Raw genomic sequence first — 17,626 nt, 5'->3', positions numbered from 1 at the left:
ACATCCACCTCACAACCCAATCGGATCCTGATTGGTGAATCTTCCGTAGTCAAGCTCATAGTACCTGAAGAAGTTGTAGTGGTGCTCTGTCTCACGGTCAGCATATTGGTTTTGCAATCGGAAGGACTGGTATGCGTTATCCGTTACTCTGGTTTCTTCTTTCAGACGCCCCCAGGTGGTGTATTCGCCGTAAAATAAGAGATTGCCGTGGATGTCCGTTATCTCCCTCAGGATGCTGATTTGGTCGCACTGGAAGTAGTGGGTTTGTTGGTGGCTTTCTCCGTCTTCGTTGGTTCGGTTGTGTAACTGTGCCAAAGGTTCGTAGCTGTCGGGATCGGTGTAGATATAGATATACCTGCTGTTCGGGTGTACTTCCTGTAGCAAATGGCTGCCGTCCCAAACGAAGTGGGTTGGGGTTTCAAGATCGTCTGAAAAGGTTTAGGATAGTGTTTTCAGACGGCATGGTATTATTTTTGTTAGATTTTCTAAATAATAAATATTTTTTTCAATTGGTTATTCAAAATTTTTTAAATTTCCTCTAGTTTTTCTTTCATCAAGTTTTCTAGCCAGTTTTCAAATTTCTCAAATTCAGTATCCTCTTCCCACTCTTCAGGAGGAATATCAGGAAAAAAAACACCATAATTTTCATTTTCTTTTGTAAGAAGGAAACCAGCTTGATCGCCAGTTCTTGGAATGGAAATAGTAATTAAGATATTAGGGAATAAATTACAATCAGTTCCTTCAAAAACTTGTTGTGACCAATCATAAAGCTCGTTAGGAGCTAAAAAATCGAATCCAGGTAGTAACTCATCTTGAAACAAAGTACAAGATCCTACTGTTAGAAGAAATTCTCTATATATTCTAGGGAATGTGACTTTATATTTTTTTTCAAAATCATTTATCTCATCTAAAGAAACATCATATCTTTTTTTAAAAATAAAATTTGATTTTCCATAATTAATTAAGTTTCCATTACTAGATTTGATTAAATCTTGTATATCTACAAGAATTTTTTTGAAATTATCCATAAATTAATATCCTTCGTTCAATTTTTATATCTATTATCTAGAAACAATCTAGTTAATTATTCCTGTTGAGGGTGCTATATGGCAAATGTATTCGTAGGGCAGACCCAGCACCGTGTATAGTTCTAGTATGAGGTCGTCCTTACACAATTTAGATTCTAAATCGGGTTATCTTGTAGAAAGGAGTACCACATATCATCTATACCAGCACCATCAAATATATATTTATATCTACTTCCAAATATATATTCCTCAATAAATGAAGAGAACGGAATACTTTTTCTACTATCAACATTAAATGTTACTTGATCATTGAGCCTATTTAAAAAAATTGGTTCATATAAAACTTGTCCTATTTCATAAGTATAGTCTTGGAAATTTTTTGGTACTCTATATTGTCTATCCAATATCTCTTCTGTACTCCATAATTCTATATCTCCAAAAGAGCCCCCATTACATAATAATAAAAATTGTTTATGTTCAGGTGCCAAAAATTGCTCTAGCTGTTCACTTATCCTATCCGCACCTTGAGGAATATTTCCGTATAAAGGAGCATCAGGTAAGTCAGACAAACAATTTCTATAATGTTTAATTATTTGATATAAGTTCATAACAATCTCCAATCATAAATGTGATTAATATTCTACAGAATACGTATTTTTTATAGGAGTACCTACAGGTAAATACCTTATTTAAGGCCAAATTTGTATATTTGGCGCAAACTGATACCGATTACCTCCCCCCCATAACCCAATCGGATCCTGATTCACAAACCGACCTGTATCAGGCTTGTAATACCTGAAGAAGTTGTAATGCAGCTCGGTTTCTTCATCAGAATACTGATTTTGCAATCTGAACGGCTGATACGCATCCTTATAAATCCTCTCGTCCTTTTTCAGACGAGCCCAAAGAGAAGATTGAGGTCATCTAAACAGCAAAAACCGTGTGCGTGCGTACTGCACATACCCTACGTCAGGACTGAAAGTTTTGTGTGGGCTACGGCTTGCTTTATACAGAGCATAGATTACTAATATAATTTTTCAAGCAATTCTATAAAATTTTCTGCAATCACTCCGATCTCTTCATCAATAGAGTCGATATTATGATTAAAAAAACGAATTTTTCCATCTGAAGACAAAATGATACTATCACCAGAAGGAGTATTTGCAATAGGTAAACCATATTGCTGAAAATCGGAATATATATCAATTATAGAGTTAAGTTTATAATCAGACTTGAAAGACAAAAAATGATCAATAACTATCTTATTACCTTTTATTCTAACCTTTGATGGAACCCCTCCATTATTTCTAAGTAAAAAATCAACATAATCTGTATCAACTTTAAAACCTAATTTATCTTGAAATTCAATAATATCTTCGATACTAGGGTTGGTTGAATTATATGCTTTACTTAGACTTTGTAAAGTTCTCTTATCTGGCAAAATTCCATAATTTTTCATCTGTTGTATATCATCTGGGCTCAAACCAAATTTTTTAAACTTAATATTCACTTTAAATCACTCCTATTACTAACTTGGTTAATTTATTTAACACTTCCCTTTTCTTTTTCTCTTCCGTGTTTGATGTTGGACCGCACTGCCTGTATGTTTCACAGAGTTATGTATGTCTTCAGGCAGTAGTCTCATCACCCCTCCTGTATCATGATGCCAAACAAAACCTGGAGGAGCTTCTGCACCAAAAGGATTATTTTTTCCAAAAGCCAATATATTTGCCTTCTTAAAATCTTTATAATCACTAACAGGTTTACCAATATTAACGTTTTTCACAGAGTAACGACTAAAATCAGGTAATCCAAACATATTAAAGGGCACGTCATGAGGGTATCTCCCTTTCAGTTCTCCACTTACATGATACGTAGGGACTGAAAGTTTCATACGGGCTACGGCTTGCTTAATAAATTTATTGAATATTCCAATTAAAAATACTTAAATGGATAAACATTAAACAAATTATTACTAATACTATTTACTGAATTTATAAACTCAGCTTTTACATTATCCGTAAGTGTCTCTCCTTCATCTAATAGGTGTTCTAAATCTCGGTATAAGAAAGCCAACTGGATAAATTGTGAGAATTCTATCCCTAAATTTGTAAATCCAGATTTGGTATATTCTCCACTATCATGATTATAATGAAAAATGGTATTATCTATTTTATTTAAAAACCACCCATCTCCTTGTCCCGCTTGTCCAATACTCCAAAAACATCTTGATATTTCGGGATAATGACTCTCTAAGTATCTATTTTCATTTAAAGCCTCTTCATAATTAAAAAGAGAAATATCAGGTATTATCTCTACATCCTGATAGTTAGCAATAAATAACAAATAGTTGTTATCTAACTTGGGAAGTTTATCTAACTTTTTAATTTCTACTTTACGCTTAATACATAGATTAAAAAAATCCTCGGGAAATAATTTTAATTTGAACACAAAAGTATCCTCCATAAATTTTTTGATAGAAGCATATTTCCTTCAATACCATATCGTTAAGATTAGGGGGTTCATGCATGCTATAGCCCACCAAGATTGATTTATAATTTATTTTTTATTTACGTTTTTTAAAATTATTTAATAGTTTAACTATCTTCTCTTTATTTTCACTGGATGAGTTAATTGCAATTCTAACAGCATTTTCCCCAAATTCATTTTGTATATTTTTATCAGATCCATTATCAAGTAGTAATTTCATCATTTCTATATTTCCAAACATGCATGCATAATGTAGGGGGGTATATCCTAAGTCTCCTTTAAGATCGATCAATGCCCCATTTTGAAGAAATACAAGAGCATCATTTAAAGAATTATTTCTGGCTGCAATATGTAAAACTGTATCATCCATACCACCTACTTGATTTACATCTTCAATAGTGTCACCCAAAAAATCAGGATGCGTTTCATATTTTTTTAAAATACATAATAATTCTTTTTTCATTAACAATACCTATAGTTTTGAGCTGATAAATTTAATATCTGGATTTTATTTAATACTCGTGACACAATTTTCTTTATGCTCTTTTTTAGATTGTTTAATCTGTTTTTACGTTCTTGTATTTTTTGAGTATGACTGTCTTGGCCGTATTCGTAGGCGGTTTTGGCTTAGATTGTTAGGGAAGAAATATTTCAGACAACCCCAGGTGGTGTATTCGCCGTACCATAAGAGATTGCCGTGGATGTCCGTTATCTCCCTCAGGACGCCGATTTGGTCGTAGTGGAAGTAGTAGGTTTGTTGGCGGCTTTTTGATTTCGGCGCGGACGAGTTGGTTTTCGAAGTCGTATTGGTAGTACTGGTTTCGACATTGGGCAGCTGGCGGTGGATCAGGTTACCCAGTGCATCGTAGGTGTAGCTGTGGTTGAACGCAATACAACAAAGGTCGTCTGAAAAGCAAAAACCGCTTGCGTGCGTACCTCACATACCCTACGTCGGGATTGGAGGTTTCATGCGGGCTACTGCTTGATAATTTCTCTTAATCTAACTAGGTTCTTCTTAATTTCGTCCATAACAGCAGACTTATTCAATGACCCTGTTGCACCCAAAGCCAACACATATAAATATTCTATAAGTAAATTTACACGCCAAATATATTCCTCTTTAATTCCATCATCTATATATCTATCAAGTTCTTCTTGTGCGGACTGTACAACTTCACCATCAAGAATTTTTTGTATAAATTCTTGATGCTCATCATCATCATGCCACTTAGATTTAACATCTTCGCGTAACATCCTAGTAATTTCTTCTTTAACACTTTCATCGGTTGTTAAATAATACTTAAGACAATAGCTCGGCTGAATAAATGCCCACAAATTAAAATTACCATTAAATTTTAAACCAGTTAGGACTTTTAAGCATATATCCACCCCTTCACGCTGATCTGAGCAGAATAAGCTAAATAATAAATTATTTGCTTTTTCCAAGTCGGTTTTATTCGTTGAGCTAAATTTCTTACTTAAAGATATAGCTTTTGTTTGCTGTTCTTTGGATAAATTCTTCAATTCTAATAAATCAGAAAACATGATTTCTACCTTTCTATAATCTAAACTATTTCAAATTTAATTTTTGCATTATCTGGAATATTACTTAATGCATGTCCAATAGAGCTACCTGTCCATGTTCCATCTTTTGGTAAACGCCAGTTAGCGAACTTAGGGGTGCCTTTCTTCCAATAAATCCAGCCTAATGGATCTATTCAATTGCTTGCACTTGGAGCAAACCAATAAAGATTCTCCCCGCCCAACCTCTGGCTCGTAATACCTGAAGAAGTTGTAGTGCAGCCCTGTCTCACGGTCGGTGTACTGGTTTTGCAGGCGGAGCGGGTGGTGGCGACCAACAGAAATCGGGCACGGTAAAGACAACTCGGAGCTTGCTGCTTTTATGGGCGATTTTATTGACGGCCATGGGTTGCTCCTGTTGAAGAGATAGAGAGTGGAACAGAAATCGGTAATTCGTTAGAATTCGATTTCGTAGTCCCACCTCCGCACAGTTGAGTAGGGCTGTAAAAGCTGATGAAATCAGCGTAGTAGAGCCCACTCAACCACTGCGTCTTGCTCGACAATCCAAAGACAATTGAGAGGCCAGGACTTTTGTCCCATTCTCTTTTACATTTTACAGGAGTTATTGGAGTTTGATTCCGTCTGGGCTAGTTATACCATATGATTCTCCTTGTAGAGCCAAAAGTAACTTTGCTAATATTTTTGCCAATAATAATACTTTTGTCTAATTTCCCAGAATATTTTGATCCTGCTAGTTTCTGAAATAAAATAATATTTAATTCATTGTCATTGTAAATAGTAGTTTCCATACTTGATATTCCCATTGCACTATTACCAAGTAAACCTGTCAAATGAGCTTCTCTGTTTTCTTGAGCTTCAGTAATAGTAATTTTAAAATTCCAAATGTCGTTAATATCAATTTCATTATTAGTTAACGAACAACCAGATGATATTATACTCATAAGAAAAGGGATAATTGCTTTAATTTTCATAATGAACTTCCTGGTGAATTTGATGATGAAGAACCTGAAGATCTACCACTTGAACCAAAGGAGGCAATACTATTAAAGCAGTTGTTGCATTTGTTACTCCTCCATTAGCTTTTATGATAGATTCTTTAAGAGTGGTAGAATTGCTGAGGAGGCCCAACCCACCAACTCTATTAGAGTTAAGGTCTTCTTTAGTTCCCGCGTTCCATGCATCTCTAGCAAAGCTAGAACAAGGTCTGCCTAGGGTCCAAGTATCTTCTCCTTTCTTTTTATATTCATAATTTTTGTTTATTAGTCGTTTTTCTGCTACATCGTCAAGGTGCATTGAACGAGTTGCATATGCCTCTCTATCTCGCTCAAGATTGATAAATAATCCATTACCTTTCCTTGTTGGATTGTATACCCATGTGCCATAAGTAGTAGTTTTTCCACTTCCATCAGGAGTATAGCTAATCCATGCGCGCCCATCCCACTTCAAGATTGAAGGTTTCATGCGAGCTATGGCTTGTTACACCTACTATATATACGACGCTACGCCAGTTTATCAATCATCAGGATTTTCTTCTAAATAATTTAAAAACTCTTCAAATGATTTCGCAATAATAATTGAATTTCTTTTAAAATTAGCTTCTCTTGATATATTTTCACTCCATACGTCCCTTACATAATAAATAATTTGCCAACTATTTTTTTCTAAACAGAGGTAATTTCCTCCCCAATCAAAAGCAAAAGGAATCAGATTTATAGGTAACTCATTAACTTTCCATTCATTTATAGCTCTTCCTTCTAATGTAAAATCTGGATCATCCTCAAACTGCTTAGAATATTTCATTGGAATGAAGTCGCGAATTTCAATATAGTCATAATCGATATTATCATTGACAAAACATGAAAGATTGGGAGTACCTCCATTCCATTTGAAGTAATGTGACTTGAATGAAGCTGGAAAAGATACTTCTAATTTTTTTTCAACTTCATTGAAATCATTTTCGAATAAATTTTTATCGCAATCATAAAAACTAAGCATAACAACCTCCTTTAACAAGCAGCAGTTTTTTTCTTCACCCTTCACTTTTGGTGCGGTTTTCTTACCTCAATGTTATTTTTATAAATTTTGATTAGATTTCCCCTCTCATCATATTCATAAACAAAATCCATTACTTTGTTATCATTACTATATTTCTCAAATTTAATTAATTTTCCATCTTTATAAAACCCAATATAATAAGATATAGTCTCTTTGCTTTTTCGGATATTGTCTACCTTATCTAAATTGATTTCATCATACAATTTTGCAGGATGGTTATACTTAGGAAAAGTCATTCCTAAAAAGTATCTAACAGTCAAATCATTATATTGAGTATTTTTTTTAAGTGGTTGTGACATTTTTAAAGCTCCAGTCAAAAGCAAAATAGTTCCAATCAGTAACTTTTTCATTTTACTTGCTCCAATTTTAAACAGTATTTTACAAAGATATACTCTATAGTGTTTAAATTTTTATTAAATCAACGTTTCTAAAGGGGATATAGCTGTAAAATATTATATATATTCCGTATTGTTAAACCAAGACGGTGCTAAAAAGGTACCAAAAATTAAGGTTTCGGAGCTTATAAAATTAAGAAAGTTGTCTCAAGTATTTGGGCTTTTTTTATTGTCTTTTTGTAACAAAGTGACGTAGTCACTTTTAGTGTGGAATAGGTGAGATAAAAAAACAGTGTTTCGTTTTTGGTCAATGAAGTAAAGCAAAACATATTGGTCTATAATTTTTCCTCGTGTGGGATACTTGCTGTTAATCTTTACTCCGATTCTCTCATCAGCGTCAAAGCCTGCTTCGGGAAAAATTTCTAAATTTTTTAAGCTATCTAAGATTTTAGCCACAGTATTTTTGGCAGATTGAGGGGATAGAAGTACCGTAGCTATATAGTTGTGTATATTATCGATAGCTTCCTCGACCTCTTTTGAAGCAATCACTTTATAAGCCATAACGTACCCTCATATCGTCTAGGGAAGTTCCTTCGCCTGACTCGTATTCTCTCAAGGCACGCTCAGATTGGGCTTGTAATTCTTCAATCAACTGTTCTCTATGTAGATCTTCGGCCGTCTTAATAGGCAAATCTTGCTCTAGGACTATTTGCTCCACAAATAAAGAAATAGCATCTGTCATTGTCATTCCCTTTTCCTTGATAATGCTTCGAGCTTGCTCCATAGTGGCTTCATTCAGTTTAAAATTGTATTGTTTCGATAAAGTTATAGCCATGATATATCTCCAATCTATACGTTATAGATTGATTATATACTAGATATAGATTTTAATCAATAAAAAAAGTTCTGTTTGATGACAGAACTAAGTTATTTCAATAGATGTCGTAGTGCTTTAGTTGACTGACGTACTGAGCTGTCAAGAAAGCGTAATGCAGAAAATACAAGCATCCAACCCAAAAGTGTTTTTCTCATAGCATTACCTCATCACTAAATAGTATATAACAGCTTATTCTTTGCTGCGATTTCCTCGACGGTCTTCTTTTTGAAAAATTCGATTTTTTCAATCGGAGTCATATTGCGATATGTTTTGATAAAATCACGACAAATCAGATACTTTTTATCAGGATCAAGTAAGTTATGAAAGAGGTTAATAACTCCAGTTTTAAAGGCATCAATATCCTCAATAACAAGAATATAAGGCGATTTTTGTATAACGCCCTCTTGGGATGTGCGTTCTTATAAACCCTCTCATCTTTTTCAGACGACCCCAGACGGTGTATTCGCCGTACCATAAGAGATTATCATGGATATCGGTCATCTCGCGCGGGATGCCGATTTGGTCGCAGTGGAAGCAGTAGGTTTGCTGGTGGCTTTCTCCGTCTTCGTTGGTGTAGTTTAGACAGCTAAACCGCATTCGTGCGTACCGCACCCACGCTACGGCGGAATTGGAGGTTTCATTTAGGCTACGGCTTGCTAAATATAGATTTTAAAATTCAATGTAATCATCATTATCCATGTAATAATTTAGAGCATCAATAAATTGATCTTTTGTAAAATTTGGATACCGTTCATCTAAGTCATCGTAAACATCCATAAATACATCCCCACTACATAAAATATCAAATCCATTTTCGTTTACAAAAACAGGAAAAACTTCTTCTCCATCTATTATTCTTGGACCGTTATCCAAATAACAAACCGTCTCTAAATCAAGAATACTCTCATCTTCATCAGAAGAAATATATATGTATGGAAATTTGGCAAATTTATCAGTATCATCATCATTGAATAATCTAGCACATTCAATAACTTCTGATATACTAATTTTTCTTCTATAAAATTTATCTAAATTCATTTTTTGTTCCTTCTATGATTAAATTAACATTTACCTAATGGTTTGCTAGTGCGACCGTTTAATTTTCCTCTTCGTTTAATATATAAGAATTTTTAGACAGCCATTTCTTGAGTTCTTATTTCAAAAATAATAAAATTTAATTTTGAAATCTGTTTTTGAACGTAATGAACTTTTCATATGAATTCAATTGCTCAGCAGAATAATTTTCCATAATTTCAGCATTATCACTATCTACAATAGAAACAAAGAATATGACATTCTTTGTTTTTTTCTTATCTATATTTTCTATTGCTTTTTTAAATCCTTCTATAATTGAATCATATACTTCCGCCTGATATTGCTCAAAATTACCTTCTGATATTAATGTATTTGCATCATTAAGAATATTTTGAATCTCATTATTGAATACACTATCTATTTTCTCAGGAACCTCTCCAAGTCCTATTGCAAATTGAGGGTAATACCATTTAATAAAAGGCTGATCTTCTTTTGGGTAGTTTAGTTTTTCTATTTCGTAGTGAGAAATAGTGTTAGCAGCCCAACCCAGATATGAACAATAGTCATCAATATATAATGTATAGGCAAAAACTTCATTAGAATTATATCTTTCTAATACAAATTTAAATGTCTCTGTAACTCCTTTAGATACATTCTGGATTAAATCTTGAATTATATAATTACTTAAAATACTCATTTTTATTTTCCTTTTATAAATTTTTGTTATCAATCAGTTTCTATGCACATTTACTACGTGATCCGTATTTTCCAAAAACCTTACTACCAATTCTAGTTAATTGCTTGCTCATATATCTATCTGCTTGATCTTTGTTCATTAGACGTAATTTTATCCATCTTGTTACCCTCTTATCAGCCTTCTCCAACGGGAGAGGGAGTAGATGTTGGGATGGAAAAAGTATATCCAACACTTCTTTGATTTATATTAATCCCAAAAAAAGTCTGAATTATTTAATTCCTTCCACTCTTCTAAAGAATAAAGAAAAGGCAAAGAAAAGTTTTCCAATATTTTTTCTTTTAAATTTTCTGACACCATGAATGCTCCTGAATAATTATAATTGGTAGACAATAAAATATCCTTATCTGAATTAGTATATGCCTCCAGTGAAAAATTATCTTCATCTAATGCTAAATCTGGGTAAACAATTTCATCCTGAATTTCCCAATCAACTATTCTTACTAAATAATAAACTTCATTTGTCAATAACTCCCCTTTTGTATTGACAATAATTGCTTTACTCATACCAAAATCATGATCAAACCCATATTTTTTAATAAATTCCAAAAAACGCGCTGACATGATAAAGAAATCATTATATGGAAGAAAATCAAAAGTAACACCTCTTGCTTTCTTTAAGCAGACATAAACCTTTTCAGGCATTGGAGGAATTTCTTGTCCCTTTACGAACCAACTCCATAGAAAGTCAAAATCAGGATGCGTTTTTTTAGGGTTAAACTTCTCTGATATACCTAGAACACCACTACTTACACGTGGGAACCCCATTTTTGCTGCTTTATCCATGCTTTGTAGGGCATATCCCCATACTAGTAATTTTTTCATAATATCCTCCTAATCTAATCGTTTGGGCGAGTTGGTAGAAGTACATCCTCCAATAGATATGGACTTACTCAAACGTTTTTTTAACCTTTCTTGTAAATCTCGTACACGCCGTCGGGCTGGCTGTGTTCGACCATGATATGGTTGCGGTAGGCGAAACCGCTCAGTTTTTTGCTGTCACGTCCATAAACGGCGGTCAAATCGCCGTTTTCCAGAATCGACTTCGGCAAACAGCAGCAGTGCGCTGCCGTCGGGGGCGGCAATTTGGTAGAGGCCGTCTGAAAATTGAAAAACCGAGTGCGTGCATACCCCCTACGTCAGGACTGGAGGTTTTGTACACGCTAAGGCTTGCTAGAAGTTTCATGCAGGCTACAGCCTGCTACGGTTTTCCCATTTATAGAGACTGTATTATTTCTATATATCTGTCTAATTTTTTATCCCAAAAAATGTATAGATAAGTAGTATCATGCTTCAACTTCGTTATATCTAACTGCCCTAGAAACATTGCAGGAATATTGTCGACGATAGGCCAATCAGGCTCCTGTAACCATTTGGGATATTTATCCATACAAATGAAATGTTCCTTAATAATCTTTTTTAAAGTGGTCGCTGTCTTAGGTTTATACTTATCATACAAGGAATTTAAATAACCCATATCAGCTGGTATCCAGTTAGGAATAGCCTCCAAAATCAAATCAAATTTTTTTTCTGTTGTTGAATTCGAAGAGTACGGGATATGCTTGTAATCTAAAATTTCTCTGAAAATATCCATCAAATTTAACTTTGAATCAAGAGATGTCAAATCCTGATTAATTAAATATTCATAAGTGGAGTTACTATTCATATAAGGTTTAGCTTTAGTATTTTCCAACAGGGAAATTAATTCTTGATTGGAATACAACGCCATTTCCAATTCTTCAGTTGATAATTTTTCTTCCACAAAATTCTTTAAAATTTCTATTGCTTTCATAGCTAATCTCCTAGATTCCTATAAGGGTCAAGCGCTGCATGTCGTTCTCTAGTTACTTTTTTCAAATTAAAAGGACTATGCCTATCTGCACGACATAAGCGTTGTGGCACATGATGATGCAACTCCATGGGATTTCCATTTGCATTTAAAGGAACACATCCTCTTTTTATTCTACTTATATTTGCAGGAGAAAATTCTCCTGTATTTTTCGAGGCTAAATACCTATTTTTCCAGTATCTTGACCTAATAACATCCCAAGATGGCATATCACCGTCAGGTAATGGTTAATCAATACGCTCGCCTCTTTTCCAATGTTTGAATAAATTCTGTAACAGCGGTTTAGGTTTATTTGGTTTATTTTTGTTGGCCGGGCACAGTTCCCAAACATCAAGCCATTCCTGCGCATTTGGAGCAAACTGATACAGATTCTCTCCACCTAACAACCCAATCGGGTCCTGATTCACAAACCACCCGGCCTCAGGCTCGTAATAGCTCATCAGGTTGTAATGCAGCCCCGTCTTACGGTCGGCGTACTGGTTTTGAAATCGGAAGAGTTGGTGCGCAGTTCCCGTTACGTTCGTCTCGTTTTTCAGACGACCTCAAGCGGTGTATTCGCCGTACCATAAGAGATTGCCATGGATGTCGGTCTTCTCTCGCGGTATACTGACTTGATTTCAGTAGAAGTAGTGGGCTTGTTGGCCGATTTCTCCGTCTTCGTCGGTCCAATTGTGTACCAGTGCCAGGAGTTCGTAGCTGTCGGTAACGGTATAGAGATAGGTATACCTACCGTCCTAGGCGACCTCAAAGAAGATAGTGAGGTCGTCTGAAAATATCGAATCTTACTTTTTATTTTTTTTCTTAGGATTTAATTCTTCTTTACGTTGCTTATAAAATTGCCAATATTTTTTGTCTTCTATGCTAAATGGATAATACCCGGCATCATTATAAGCAATATCGAAATATTTATAAGCATCATCATATTTTTCAATATCATAATAAAAAAGACCGCCTAATAGGTATGTTCCTGCATTAGTTGTTCCTAAATCAGCAACACTTAAAGCAATAATCAGCCATTCTTCAGCCTGTTCATATTTCTGATTTTTATAATATAAGTCGAATAAGGCAATCGCAACCATTGTAGTTGGATGCGCCCATTGAGTTACTGGCTTGGGTATTAGCTCAAATGCTTCTTTTAGTAATTTTTCTTGTTCTAAAAAAGATTTATTATAAGCTTCGCAAACTAAATCATTAATTTTTGATTCTAATTCTGGGTTAACTGCTTCTAAATTCATAGCATACAACTCCTCAATAAAGTTAAACGATATTAAATGTAAATTTTCTATGTCAATCATGACCATAATCAGATTTCGGTCTAGATCCAATTGGTTTATCCCTATCATATCTACTTCGATTTTGTGCGCCACGGGAGCAATTTCCCCCGTTCCCTGCACCTTTTTCAAGCCGATAGCTATTTGAATCCCTCATCCATGATCTGACTTCAGGCGATTTTTCACCAAAAATTTTCTTCTTCTATTCCAATAATCCACAACATCTTCACCTACATGCCCCATATGGGCAGATCTAGTTTATTTAACAACATTCCTCAATAAATAGATATAAATAATTTATTAAATTTTCTAAAGTATCAAATTCCTTTCTTTCTAAACAAATTATCTTTTCTGTCTCATAATCAATCCACTCCTTCACCATACTCAAATCATTCCAAATAGTAAGCTCTCCAATCTTATCGGGTAAAGAACATATTAAAGTAATAGAAATCATCTCACTATTAAAATAATTCTTTTGTACACTAAAACGAGAATAATCTAATTTTAAAGCTTCCAAATTATCAATAACTATCTGTAGCATTTTGTTTCTTAACTCCCTATATTTAAAACCAAGATTGATGCTATCTTTATGTATCTACTCCATTGTTAATACACACCAACTTTCGCCCCGGTGAATTTAAACCCTTCAAATCCAAAGCACCATCTAGTTTTCTCCTTTTTACAGGGCTTTATTGAAAGCAGCTACTTCAGCATATTTCCAATGCCACCCTGGTACATTAGGAACACTAGATTCGATTTTATTTAAAGCTTTTTTATTCAGGATGCAATTTTTTAGGAGCTTTGCCACTTACTCCTTTATAAATGTGATCATTAACATAAAAAAAGAAACCGCTCCTGTATTCTGTTTTGCAGATACTATTGTAAGGAAATCTACTATGGATTCCAAGCCTAAAGAATCAATCCAACTTGTAATATTAGAAGCGAACCAGTATAGATTTTCTCCATCCCACAACCAATCGGCTCCTGATTCACAAACCGACCTGCATCAGGCTCATAATACCTGAAGAAGTTGTAATGCAGCCCCGTCTTTTCATCAAAGTATTGGTTCTGCACTCTGAACGGCTGATGGGTATCCTTGTAAACCCGCTCGTCCTTTTTCAGACGGCCCCAAGCGGTGTATTCACCGTACCACAGGAGATTGCCATGAATGTCGGTCATCTCTCTTGGGACGCCGATTTGGTCGCAGTGGAAGTAGTGGGTTTGTTGACGGTTTACTTTTTTCATTCAAAAGAAAACTTTAACATTTTTGATAACCGATTTATAAAATATAGAATTGCCAAATGTTCATCTTGGTAACAATATTCTTCGGTTCTCAATCCTCTTTCAGAATAGAATATATGCCATTTTTTATTTTCTTCAATAATACATAATGATTCATCATTTACTTCATTGATTGAGAAACTATCTTCAGGTACTCCTTTACTTTTAAGATATGAATTCAATTCATTAATTTTTAACATTTCCTATTTTCACCTCTTCTAGATGCTCAGCTTCTATATATGATTTAACAGATTTTGGCGATTCATACTGTTTCCCTAATCCAATCTCTCCGAACCACGGCATAATTTTACTTGCAGCTACATTGTCAATTGGTTTCAGTACCTTATACATGGTATAAGGCTTTTGATTAGAACCAGTAGGTAAGGCTCTCATAGGGTATGGTGTTCCTACTGGAGACACAAAAGTTCCTCCTGGATAACCATACCTATCAACAAGGGTGCCAACCGGAAGTGTAATGCTCCTCACTTCACCTAAAGCGCCTCTATTAGGAGGCCAATATGGTGTGGGCAGATTTTTATTTAAACCTAGGACATAAAGCCACTTATTTGTATTAGGCGCAAACGCATACAGATTCGCCCCACCTATCAACCCAATCGGATTCTGATTCACACACCCTACGGCATGCAGGCTACGCTTGCTACCCATGTAGGCTACGCTTGCTGTTGGGGGTGGGGTCGTCTGAAAGGTAGAACCCGTGTGTGTGCATACCGCACACCTTACGTCGGGATTGGAAGTTTCATGTGGTCTACGGCTTGCTTGGGCTACTTTACAGTTGATAATTAAATTTAGAAAATTATGTCTAATACTCTATTTTTTAAAATAAATTCTTTTTTTAAATGTTCTAAAATATTATCTAACTCTTCCTTGCTTAAAATTTGGTTGGTCTTAGTAAATTTTGCTGTTTTCGCATATAGGGAAAAGTGAAACTCATTATTTGGAAAGAACATTTCTCCTTCAAATGAAATTTCATGTCCATTTAAAGAAACAATTAACATACCTCTTGAAATTTTTTCAATTACGAAATCATCCATAGTAATTACCTTTGAAATATAACAGTTGAAATCTTTGTTTTAGGATCTATATTAGGATTGTTCTTCAAAGCGGGTAATTCTCTATTTTCCCATATATTTCCTGGTCGCATATCTTTGCCAATAACGCCTGTTACAGTACCAGAAGCGCATGTTGCATACTCTGATGAAATATCTTCCCATGCTTTAATGCTTGCTTGGTTATTTTGACCCCACGTAGGCATGATAATTTTTCTAGCTTCAATTAACATTTCTGATGTTGTTCCTCCATTAGATTTGGCAATATCGGCAGCAATATGTTCTCCACCAATACCATCTGTTCTACCTGACCCAAAAAATGCTGTGTTTGGTTCTGTTTTAACTTTGCTATTTTCACATCATTTATCCAAACCTAAAGGATCTAGCCAATCTTGCCCATTAGGCGCAAACCAATAAAGATTCTCTCCACCCATCAATCCAATAGGCTCCTGGTTTACAAACCGCCCCGCATCAGGCTTATAATACCTGAAGAAGTTGTAATGCACCCCTGTTTCAGAATCATAATACTGGTTTTGCAATCGGAAGGGGTGATATGCACTATTCGTTACCTTGGTTTCCTCTTTCAGTCGGCTCCAGACGGTGTAGTTGGCGAACCAAACCAGATTGTAGTTCTTATCGGCAATCTCTTTCGGGAAGCCGATTTTGGTCGCAGTGGAAGTTGTGGGTTTGTTGGTAACTACCCTATTTTATGCTTTATTATACATAATTTCCTATCTTTTTTCTTAAAAATAAAAATATTTTAATCCAAAAGGGTGTTGTTAATCCCCAAATTCCTCCGAATATCAATCCTTCAAGGAGCATAAAACTCTCACTTTCGATTTGTATAGCTAATCCCAGCAACATCCCAATTAACATTTGAATTATGGATAGATATTTAATATTTTTTCTTTCTAATTCCAAATGAAATAAAATAACTAGAAAGAAAGAGGTGATCGGAAACACGACCAACTTAACTATCGTGTTATCTCCATGATAAGCCATCCATAACCAAAAACAAATCCATGAAATTAGAATACTAATCCAATACTTTTGAATAAATTCTTTAAATTTAATTAACATGGAAGTCCTTTGGCTATGATGTTTACAGCATATTCTTGAGTTATATTTGTTCATATAAAGATAAATTCTTTTCTGTGCTTTTATATATGTCTGTATAGAAATAAATTCTATTACCTCTTATTTCTTTCAGATAAACCAAGTCTTCGATACCACCAATATACTCAATGGATAAATCATCTAAATTTAATATTGCAAGCCTAAATCCAACAACCCAAAATCGTCTTATGAAAACTGGAATATATATTTTTCTATTGAAATACAACAAAGGCCCTCCAAATCCCTGTTCTTTAATAATAACTTGACCGTTAATGGACAGACTTCCAACTAAGGGAGAACCTTGATTTACTTCCATCAAATCAAGGTAACTGACTTCCCATTTGTCAAACAAAAAATTTTCTTGAAAGTCTAAAGGAGTTTCATTCAAAATTTTTAACTTAGACATTTTTATATTTTTTCTTGTCAAAGAATTGAAATCTTCTTCTAATTCTACAAGGAGTTTACCAACCTCATTATTAAATGGCCAAGAATCAATTACTATCCGAGACAATAAAAATTCTTTTCCTTTTTTTTGTTGAAAAATACTTTCTGATTTTAGATAATTAATCATGTCATATAGTTCATTTTTTATAGAAATCAACTGCTGTTTATTTGTATAACTATATTCATCACAATTATTAATCATTTTATCAATTTCGACTAAAACTATATTAATCTTTTTTATAAATTGCTCCTGATTCATTGTCTTATTAACCTTTCTAAGTCATTAATATATTTTTGTGTTTGTCCACCAGGCAATCCCAAACCTTGAGATGTAGCTTTTTCTTCAATAATAGTTGTTCCTGGTTTCACTTTAAATTGAGCAATATTAGTCATGTGGTTTCATTTTGGTTTGACTGCGAGGCTACTTTTGGTAACAGGGAATATTTCAAATAAATAACGACCTAATCGGATTCTGATTTACA

General features: G+C 34.4%; 34 protein-coding genes. All 34 read right to left on the bottom strand.

All coding sequences use genetic code 11. The features are described 5' to 3' along the window. Positions 1–9: 9 nt before the first annotated feature. The 34 genes from FN031_RS09150 to FN031_RS09015 all read right to left on the bottom strand — a co-directional run bounded on the left by FN031_RS09150 (position 10) and on the right by FN031_RS09015 (position 17,537). On the bottom strand, positions 10–384 hold the full coding sequence (locus FN031_RS09150) for an RHS repeat-associated core domain-containing protein (RefSeq protein ID WP_142557630.1): 375 nt from the start codon (positions 382–384) through the stop codon (positions 10–12). A 143-nt stretch (positions 385–527) separates the two neighbouring features. Beyond that, complete coding sequence (locus FN031_RS03535; RefSeq protein WP_142557628.1) at positions 528–1,028, bottom strand: SMI1/KNR4 family protein; 501 nt, start codon at positions 1,026–1,028, stop codon at positions 528–530. Between the two features lie 155 nt (positions 1,029–1,183). Beyond that, a complete protein-coding gene (locus tag FN031_RS03530) occupies positions 1,184–1,636 on the bottom strand; it encodes a hypothetical protein (protein ID WP_185928437.1) in 453 nt (150 codons plus the stop codon). Between the two features lie 81 nt (positions 1,637–1,717). Beyond that, positions 1,718–1,906 (bottom strand): RHS repeat-associated core domain-containing protein, encoded by a 189-nt coding sequence (locus FN031_RS03525; RefSeq protein WP_221887466.1) that lies wholly within the window; start codon positions 1,904–1,906, stop codon positions 1,718–1,720. A gap of 146 nt (positions 1,907–2,052) precedes the next feature. After that, entirely contained in the window at positions 2,053–2,538 is a 486-nt protein-coding gene (locus FN031_RS03515; RefSeq protein WP_142557623.1) for an SMI1/KNR4 family protein, read from the bottom strand. Between the two features lie 36 nt (positions 2,539–2,574). Then, positions 2,575–2,859, bottom strand: a complete 285-nt coding sequence (locus FN031_RS03510) for an HNH endonuclease (protein ID WP_185928436.1) — start codon at positions 2,857–2,859, stop codon at positions 2,575–2,577. Between the two features lie 104 nt (positions 2,860–2,963). Further along, positions 2,964–3,479 (bottom strand): SMI1/KNR4 family protein, encoded by a 516-nt coding sequence (locus FN031_RS03505; RefSeq protein WP_142557619.1) that lies wholly within the window; start codon positions 3,477–3,479, stop codon positions 2,964–2,966. Between the two features lie 115 nt (positions 3,480–3,594). Continuing rightward, complete coding sequence (locus tag FN031_RS03500) at positions 3,595–3,981, bottom strand: ankyrin repeat domain-containing protein (protein WP_142557617.1); 387 nt, start codon at positions 3,979–3,981, stop codon at positions 3,595–3,597. Between the two features lie 105 nt (positions 3,982–4,086). Further along, a complete protein-coding gene (locus FN031_RS03495; RefSeq protein ID WP_221887465.1) occupies positions 4,087–4,353 on the bottom strand; it encodes an RHS domain-containing protein in 267 nt (88 codons plus the stop codon). 140 nt (positions 4,354–4,493) lie between these two features. After that, a complete protein-coding gene (locus tag FN031_RS03490) occupies positions 4,494–5,063 on the bottom strand; it encodes a DUF6707 family protein (protein ID WP_142557615.1) in 570 nt (189 codons plus the stop codon). A gap of 623 nt (positions 5,064–5,686) precedes the next feature. Next, positions 5,687–6,031: a hypothetical protein gene (locus FN031_RS03475; protein WP_142557613.1), complete on the bottom strand. Its 345-nt coding sequence runs from the start codon at positions 6,029–6,031 to the stop codon at positions 5,687–5,689. Next, positions 6,021–6,521, bottom strand: coding sequence for a hypothetical protein (locus FN031_RS03470; protein ID WP_142557610.1), 501 nt, complete (start codon positions 6,519–6,521; stop codon positions 6,021–6,023). Before FN031_RS03470 ends, FN031_RS03475 begins: the two co-directional genes overlap by 11 nt. A 51-nt stretch (positions 6,522–6,572) precedes the next feature. Beyond that, positions 6,573–7,055, bottom strand: coding sequence for an SMI1/KNR4 family protein (locus FN031_RS03465; protein ID WP_142557608.1), 483 nt, complete (start codon positions 7,053–7,055; stop codon positions 6,573–6,575). Between the two features lie 41 nt (positions 7,056–7,096). Continuing rightward, positions 7,097–7,465: a hypothetical protein gene (locus FN031_RS03460; RefSeq protein ID WP_142557606.1), complete on the bottom strand. Its 369-nt coding sequence runs from the start codon at positions 7,463–7,465 to the stop codon at positions 7,097–7,099. A 192-nt stretch (positions 7,466–7,657) separates the two neighbouring features. Further along, positions 7,658–8,011, bottom strand: a complete 354-nt coding sequence (locus FN031_RS03455) for a type II toxin-antitoxin system RelE/ParE family toxin (RefSeq protein WP_142557604.1) — start codon at positions 8,009–8,011, stop codon at positions 7,658–7,660. Beyond that, positions 8,001–8,285: a type II toxin-antitoxin system RelB/ParD family antitoxin gene (gene relB, locus FN031_RS03450; protein WP_142557602.1), complete on the bottom strand. Its 285-nt coding sequence runs from the start codon at positions 8,283–8,285 to the stop codon at positions 8,001–8,003. The genes FN031_RS03455 and relB overlap by 11 nt, the downstream gene beginning before the upstream one ends. 405 nt (positions 8,286–8,690) lie before the next feature. Continuing rightward, entirely contained in the window at positions 8,691–8,828 is a 138-nt protein-coding gene (locus FN031_RS09145; RefSeq protein WP_260604689.1) for a hypothetical protein, read from the bottom strand. 168 nt (positions 8,829–8,996) lie between these two features. Then, positions 8,997–9,365 carry a DUF7716 domain-containing protein gene (locus FN031_RS03435; protein ID WP_142557599.1) on the bottom strand — a complete coding sequence of 123 codons (369 nt, stop codon included), beginning with the start codon at positions 9,363–9,365 and terminating at the stop codon, positions 8,997–8,999. A gap of 136 nt (positions 9,366–9,501) precedes the next feature. Further along, a complete protein-coding gene (locus FN031_RS03430) occupies positions 9,502–10,059 on the bottom strand; it encodes a DUF4303 domain-containing protein (protein ID WP_142557597.1) in 558 nt (185 codons plus the stop codon). A gap of 246 nt (positions 10,060–10,305) precedes the next feature. Continuing rightward, complete coding sequence (locus FN031_RS03425) at positions 10,306–10,941, bottom strand: Imm43 family immunity protein (RefSeq protein ID WP_142557595.1); 636 nt, start codon at positions 10,939–10,941, stop codon at positions 10,306–10,308. 80 nt (positions 10,942–11,021) lie between these two features. Continuing rightward, positions 11,022–11,168: a hypothetical protein gene (locus FN031_RS09080; RefSeq protein WP_221887459.1), complete on the bottom strand. Its 147-nt coding sequence runs from the start codon at positions 11,166–11,168 to the stop codon at positions 11,022–11,024. Between the two features lie 164 nt (positions 11,169–11,332). After that, a complete protein-coding gene (locus FN031_RS03415; protein ID WP_142557593.1) occupies positions 11,333–11,908 on the bottom strand; it encodes a hypothetical protein in 576 nt (191 codons plus the stop codon). Between the two features lie 284 nt (positions 11,909–12,192). Further along, positions 12,193–12,420, bottom strand: coding sequence for an RHS repeat-associated core domain-containing protein (locus FN031_RS09075; protein WP_221887464.1), 228 nt, complete (start codon positions 12,418–12,420; stop codon positions 12,193–12,195). 327 nt (positions 12,421–12,747) lie between these two features. Then, entirely contained in the window at positions 12,748–13,200 is a 453-nt protein-coding gene (locus tag FN031_RS03400; protein WP_142557590.1) for a hypothetical protein, read from the bottom strand. A 298-nt stretch (positions 13,201–13,498) separates the two neighbouring features. Next, positions 13,499–13,777 (bottom strand): immunity protein TriTu family protein, encoded by a 279-nt coding sequence (locus FN031_RS03395; protein WP_142557588.1) that lies wholly within the window; start codon positions 13,775–13,777, stop codon positions 13,499–13,501. 368 nt (positions 13,778–14,145) lie between these two features. Next, entirely contained in the window at positions 14,146–14,481 is a 336-nt protein-coding gene (locus FN031_RS03390; RefSeq protein WP_142557586.1) for an RHS domain-containing protein, read from the bottom strand. Next, the gene (locus tag FN031_RS03385; protein WP_142557584.1) at positions 14,478–14,717 is read right to left on the bottom strand and encodes a hypothetical protein; all 240 of its coding nucleotides are present in this window, start codon (positions 14,715–14,717) and stop codon (positions 14,478–14,480) included. Before FN031_RS03385 ends, FN031_RS03390 begins: the two co-directional genes overlap by 4 nt. Next, positions 14,704–15,183: a TNT domain-containing protein gene (locus tag FN031_RS03380; protein ID WP_142557583.1), complete on the bottom strand. Its 480-nt coding sequence runs from the start codon at positions 15,181–15,183 to the stop codon at positions 14,704–14,706. The genes FN031_RS03385 and FN031_RS03380 overlap by 14 nt, the downstream gene beginning before the upstream one ends. A 140-nt stretch (positions 15,184–15,323) precedes the next feature. Then, positions 15,324–15,569 carry a hypothetical protein gene (locus FN031_RS03375; RefSeq protein ID WP_004694811.1) on the bottom strand — a complete coding sequence of 82 codons (246 nt, stop codon included), beginning with the start codon at positions 15,567–15,569 and terminating at the stop codon, positions 15,324–15,326. A 5-nt stretch (positions 15,570–15,574) separates the two neighbouring features. After that, positions 15,575–15,817: a hypothetical protein gene (locus FN031_RS09025; RefSeq protein WP_083312351.1), complete on the bottom strand. Its 243-nt coding sequence runs from the start codon at positions 15,815–15,817 to the stop codon at positions 15,575–15,577. A 126-nt stretch (positions 15,818–15,943) separates the two neighbouring features. Further along, the gene (locus tag FN031_RS09020) at positions 15,944–16,171 is read right to left on the bottom strand and encodes an RHS repeat-associated core domain-containing protein (RefSeq protein ID WP_260604699.1); all 228 of its coding nucleotides are present in this window, start codon (positions 16,169–16,171) and stop codon (positions 15,944–15,946) included. Between the two features lie 130 nt (positions 16,172–16,301). Continuing rightward, the gene (locus FN031_RS03365) at positions 16,302–16,664 is read right to left on the bottom strand and encodes a cytochrome C biogenesis protein (protein ID WP_142557580.1); all 363 of its coding nucleotides are present in this window, start codon (positions 16,662–16,664) and stop codon (positions 16,302–16,304) included. Between the two features lie 40 nt (positions 16,665–16,704). After that, a complete protein-coding gene (locus FN031_RS03360) occupies positions 16,705–17,403 on the bottom strand; it encodes a hypothetical protein (RefSeq protein ID WP_142557578.1) in 699 nt (232 codons plus the stop codon). Further along, a complete protein-coding gene (locus FN031_RS09015; protein WP_185928435.1) occupies positions 17,400–17,537 on the bottom strand; it encodes a hypothetical protein in 138 nt (45 codons plus the stop codon). The genes FN031_RS03360 and FN031_RS09015 overlap by 4 nt, the downstream gene beginning before the upstream one ends. Between the last annotated feature and the right edge of the window lie 89 nt (positions 17,538–17,626).

Origin of the sequence: Streptococcus mitis, assembly GCF_902159415.1 — a bacterium.
In the GTDB taxonomy this organism is placed as follows: Bacteria; Bacillota; Bacilli; order Lactobacillales; family Streptococcaceae; genus Streptococcus; species Streptococcus mitis_BG.
The sequence above is the reverse complement of the archived record's forward strand: the minus strand, read 5'-3'. Positions and strand labels throughout refer to the sequence as shown.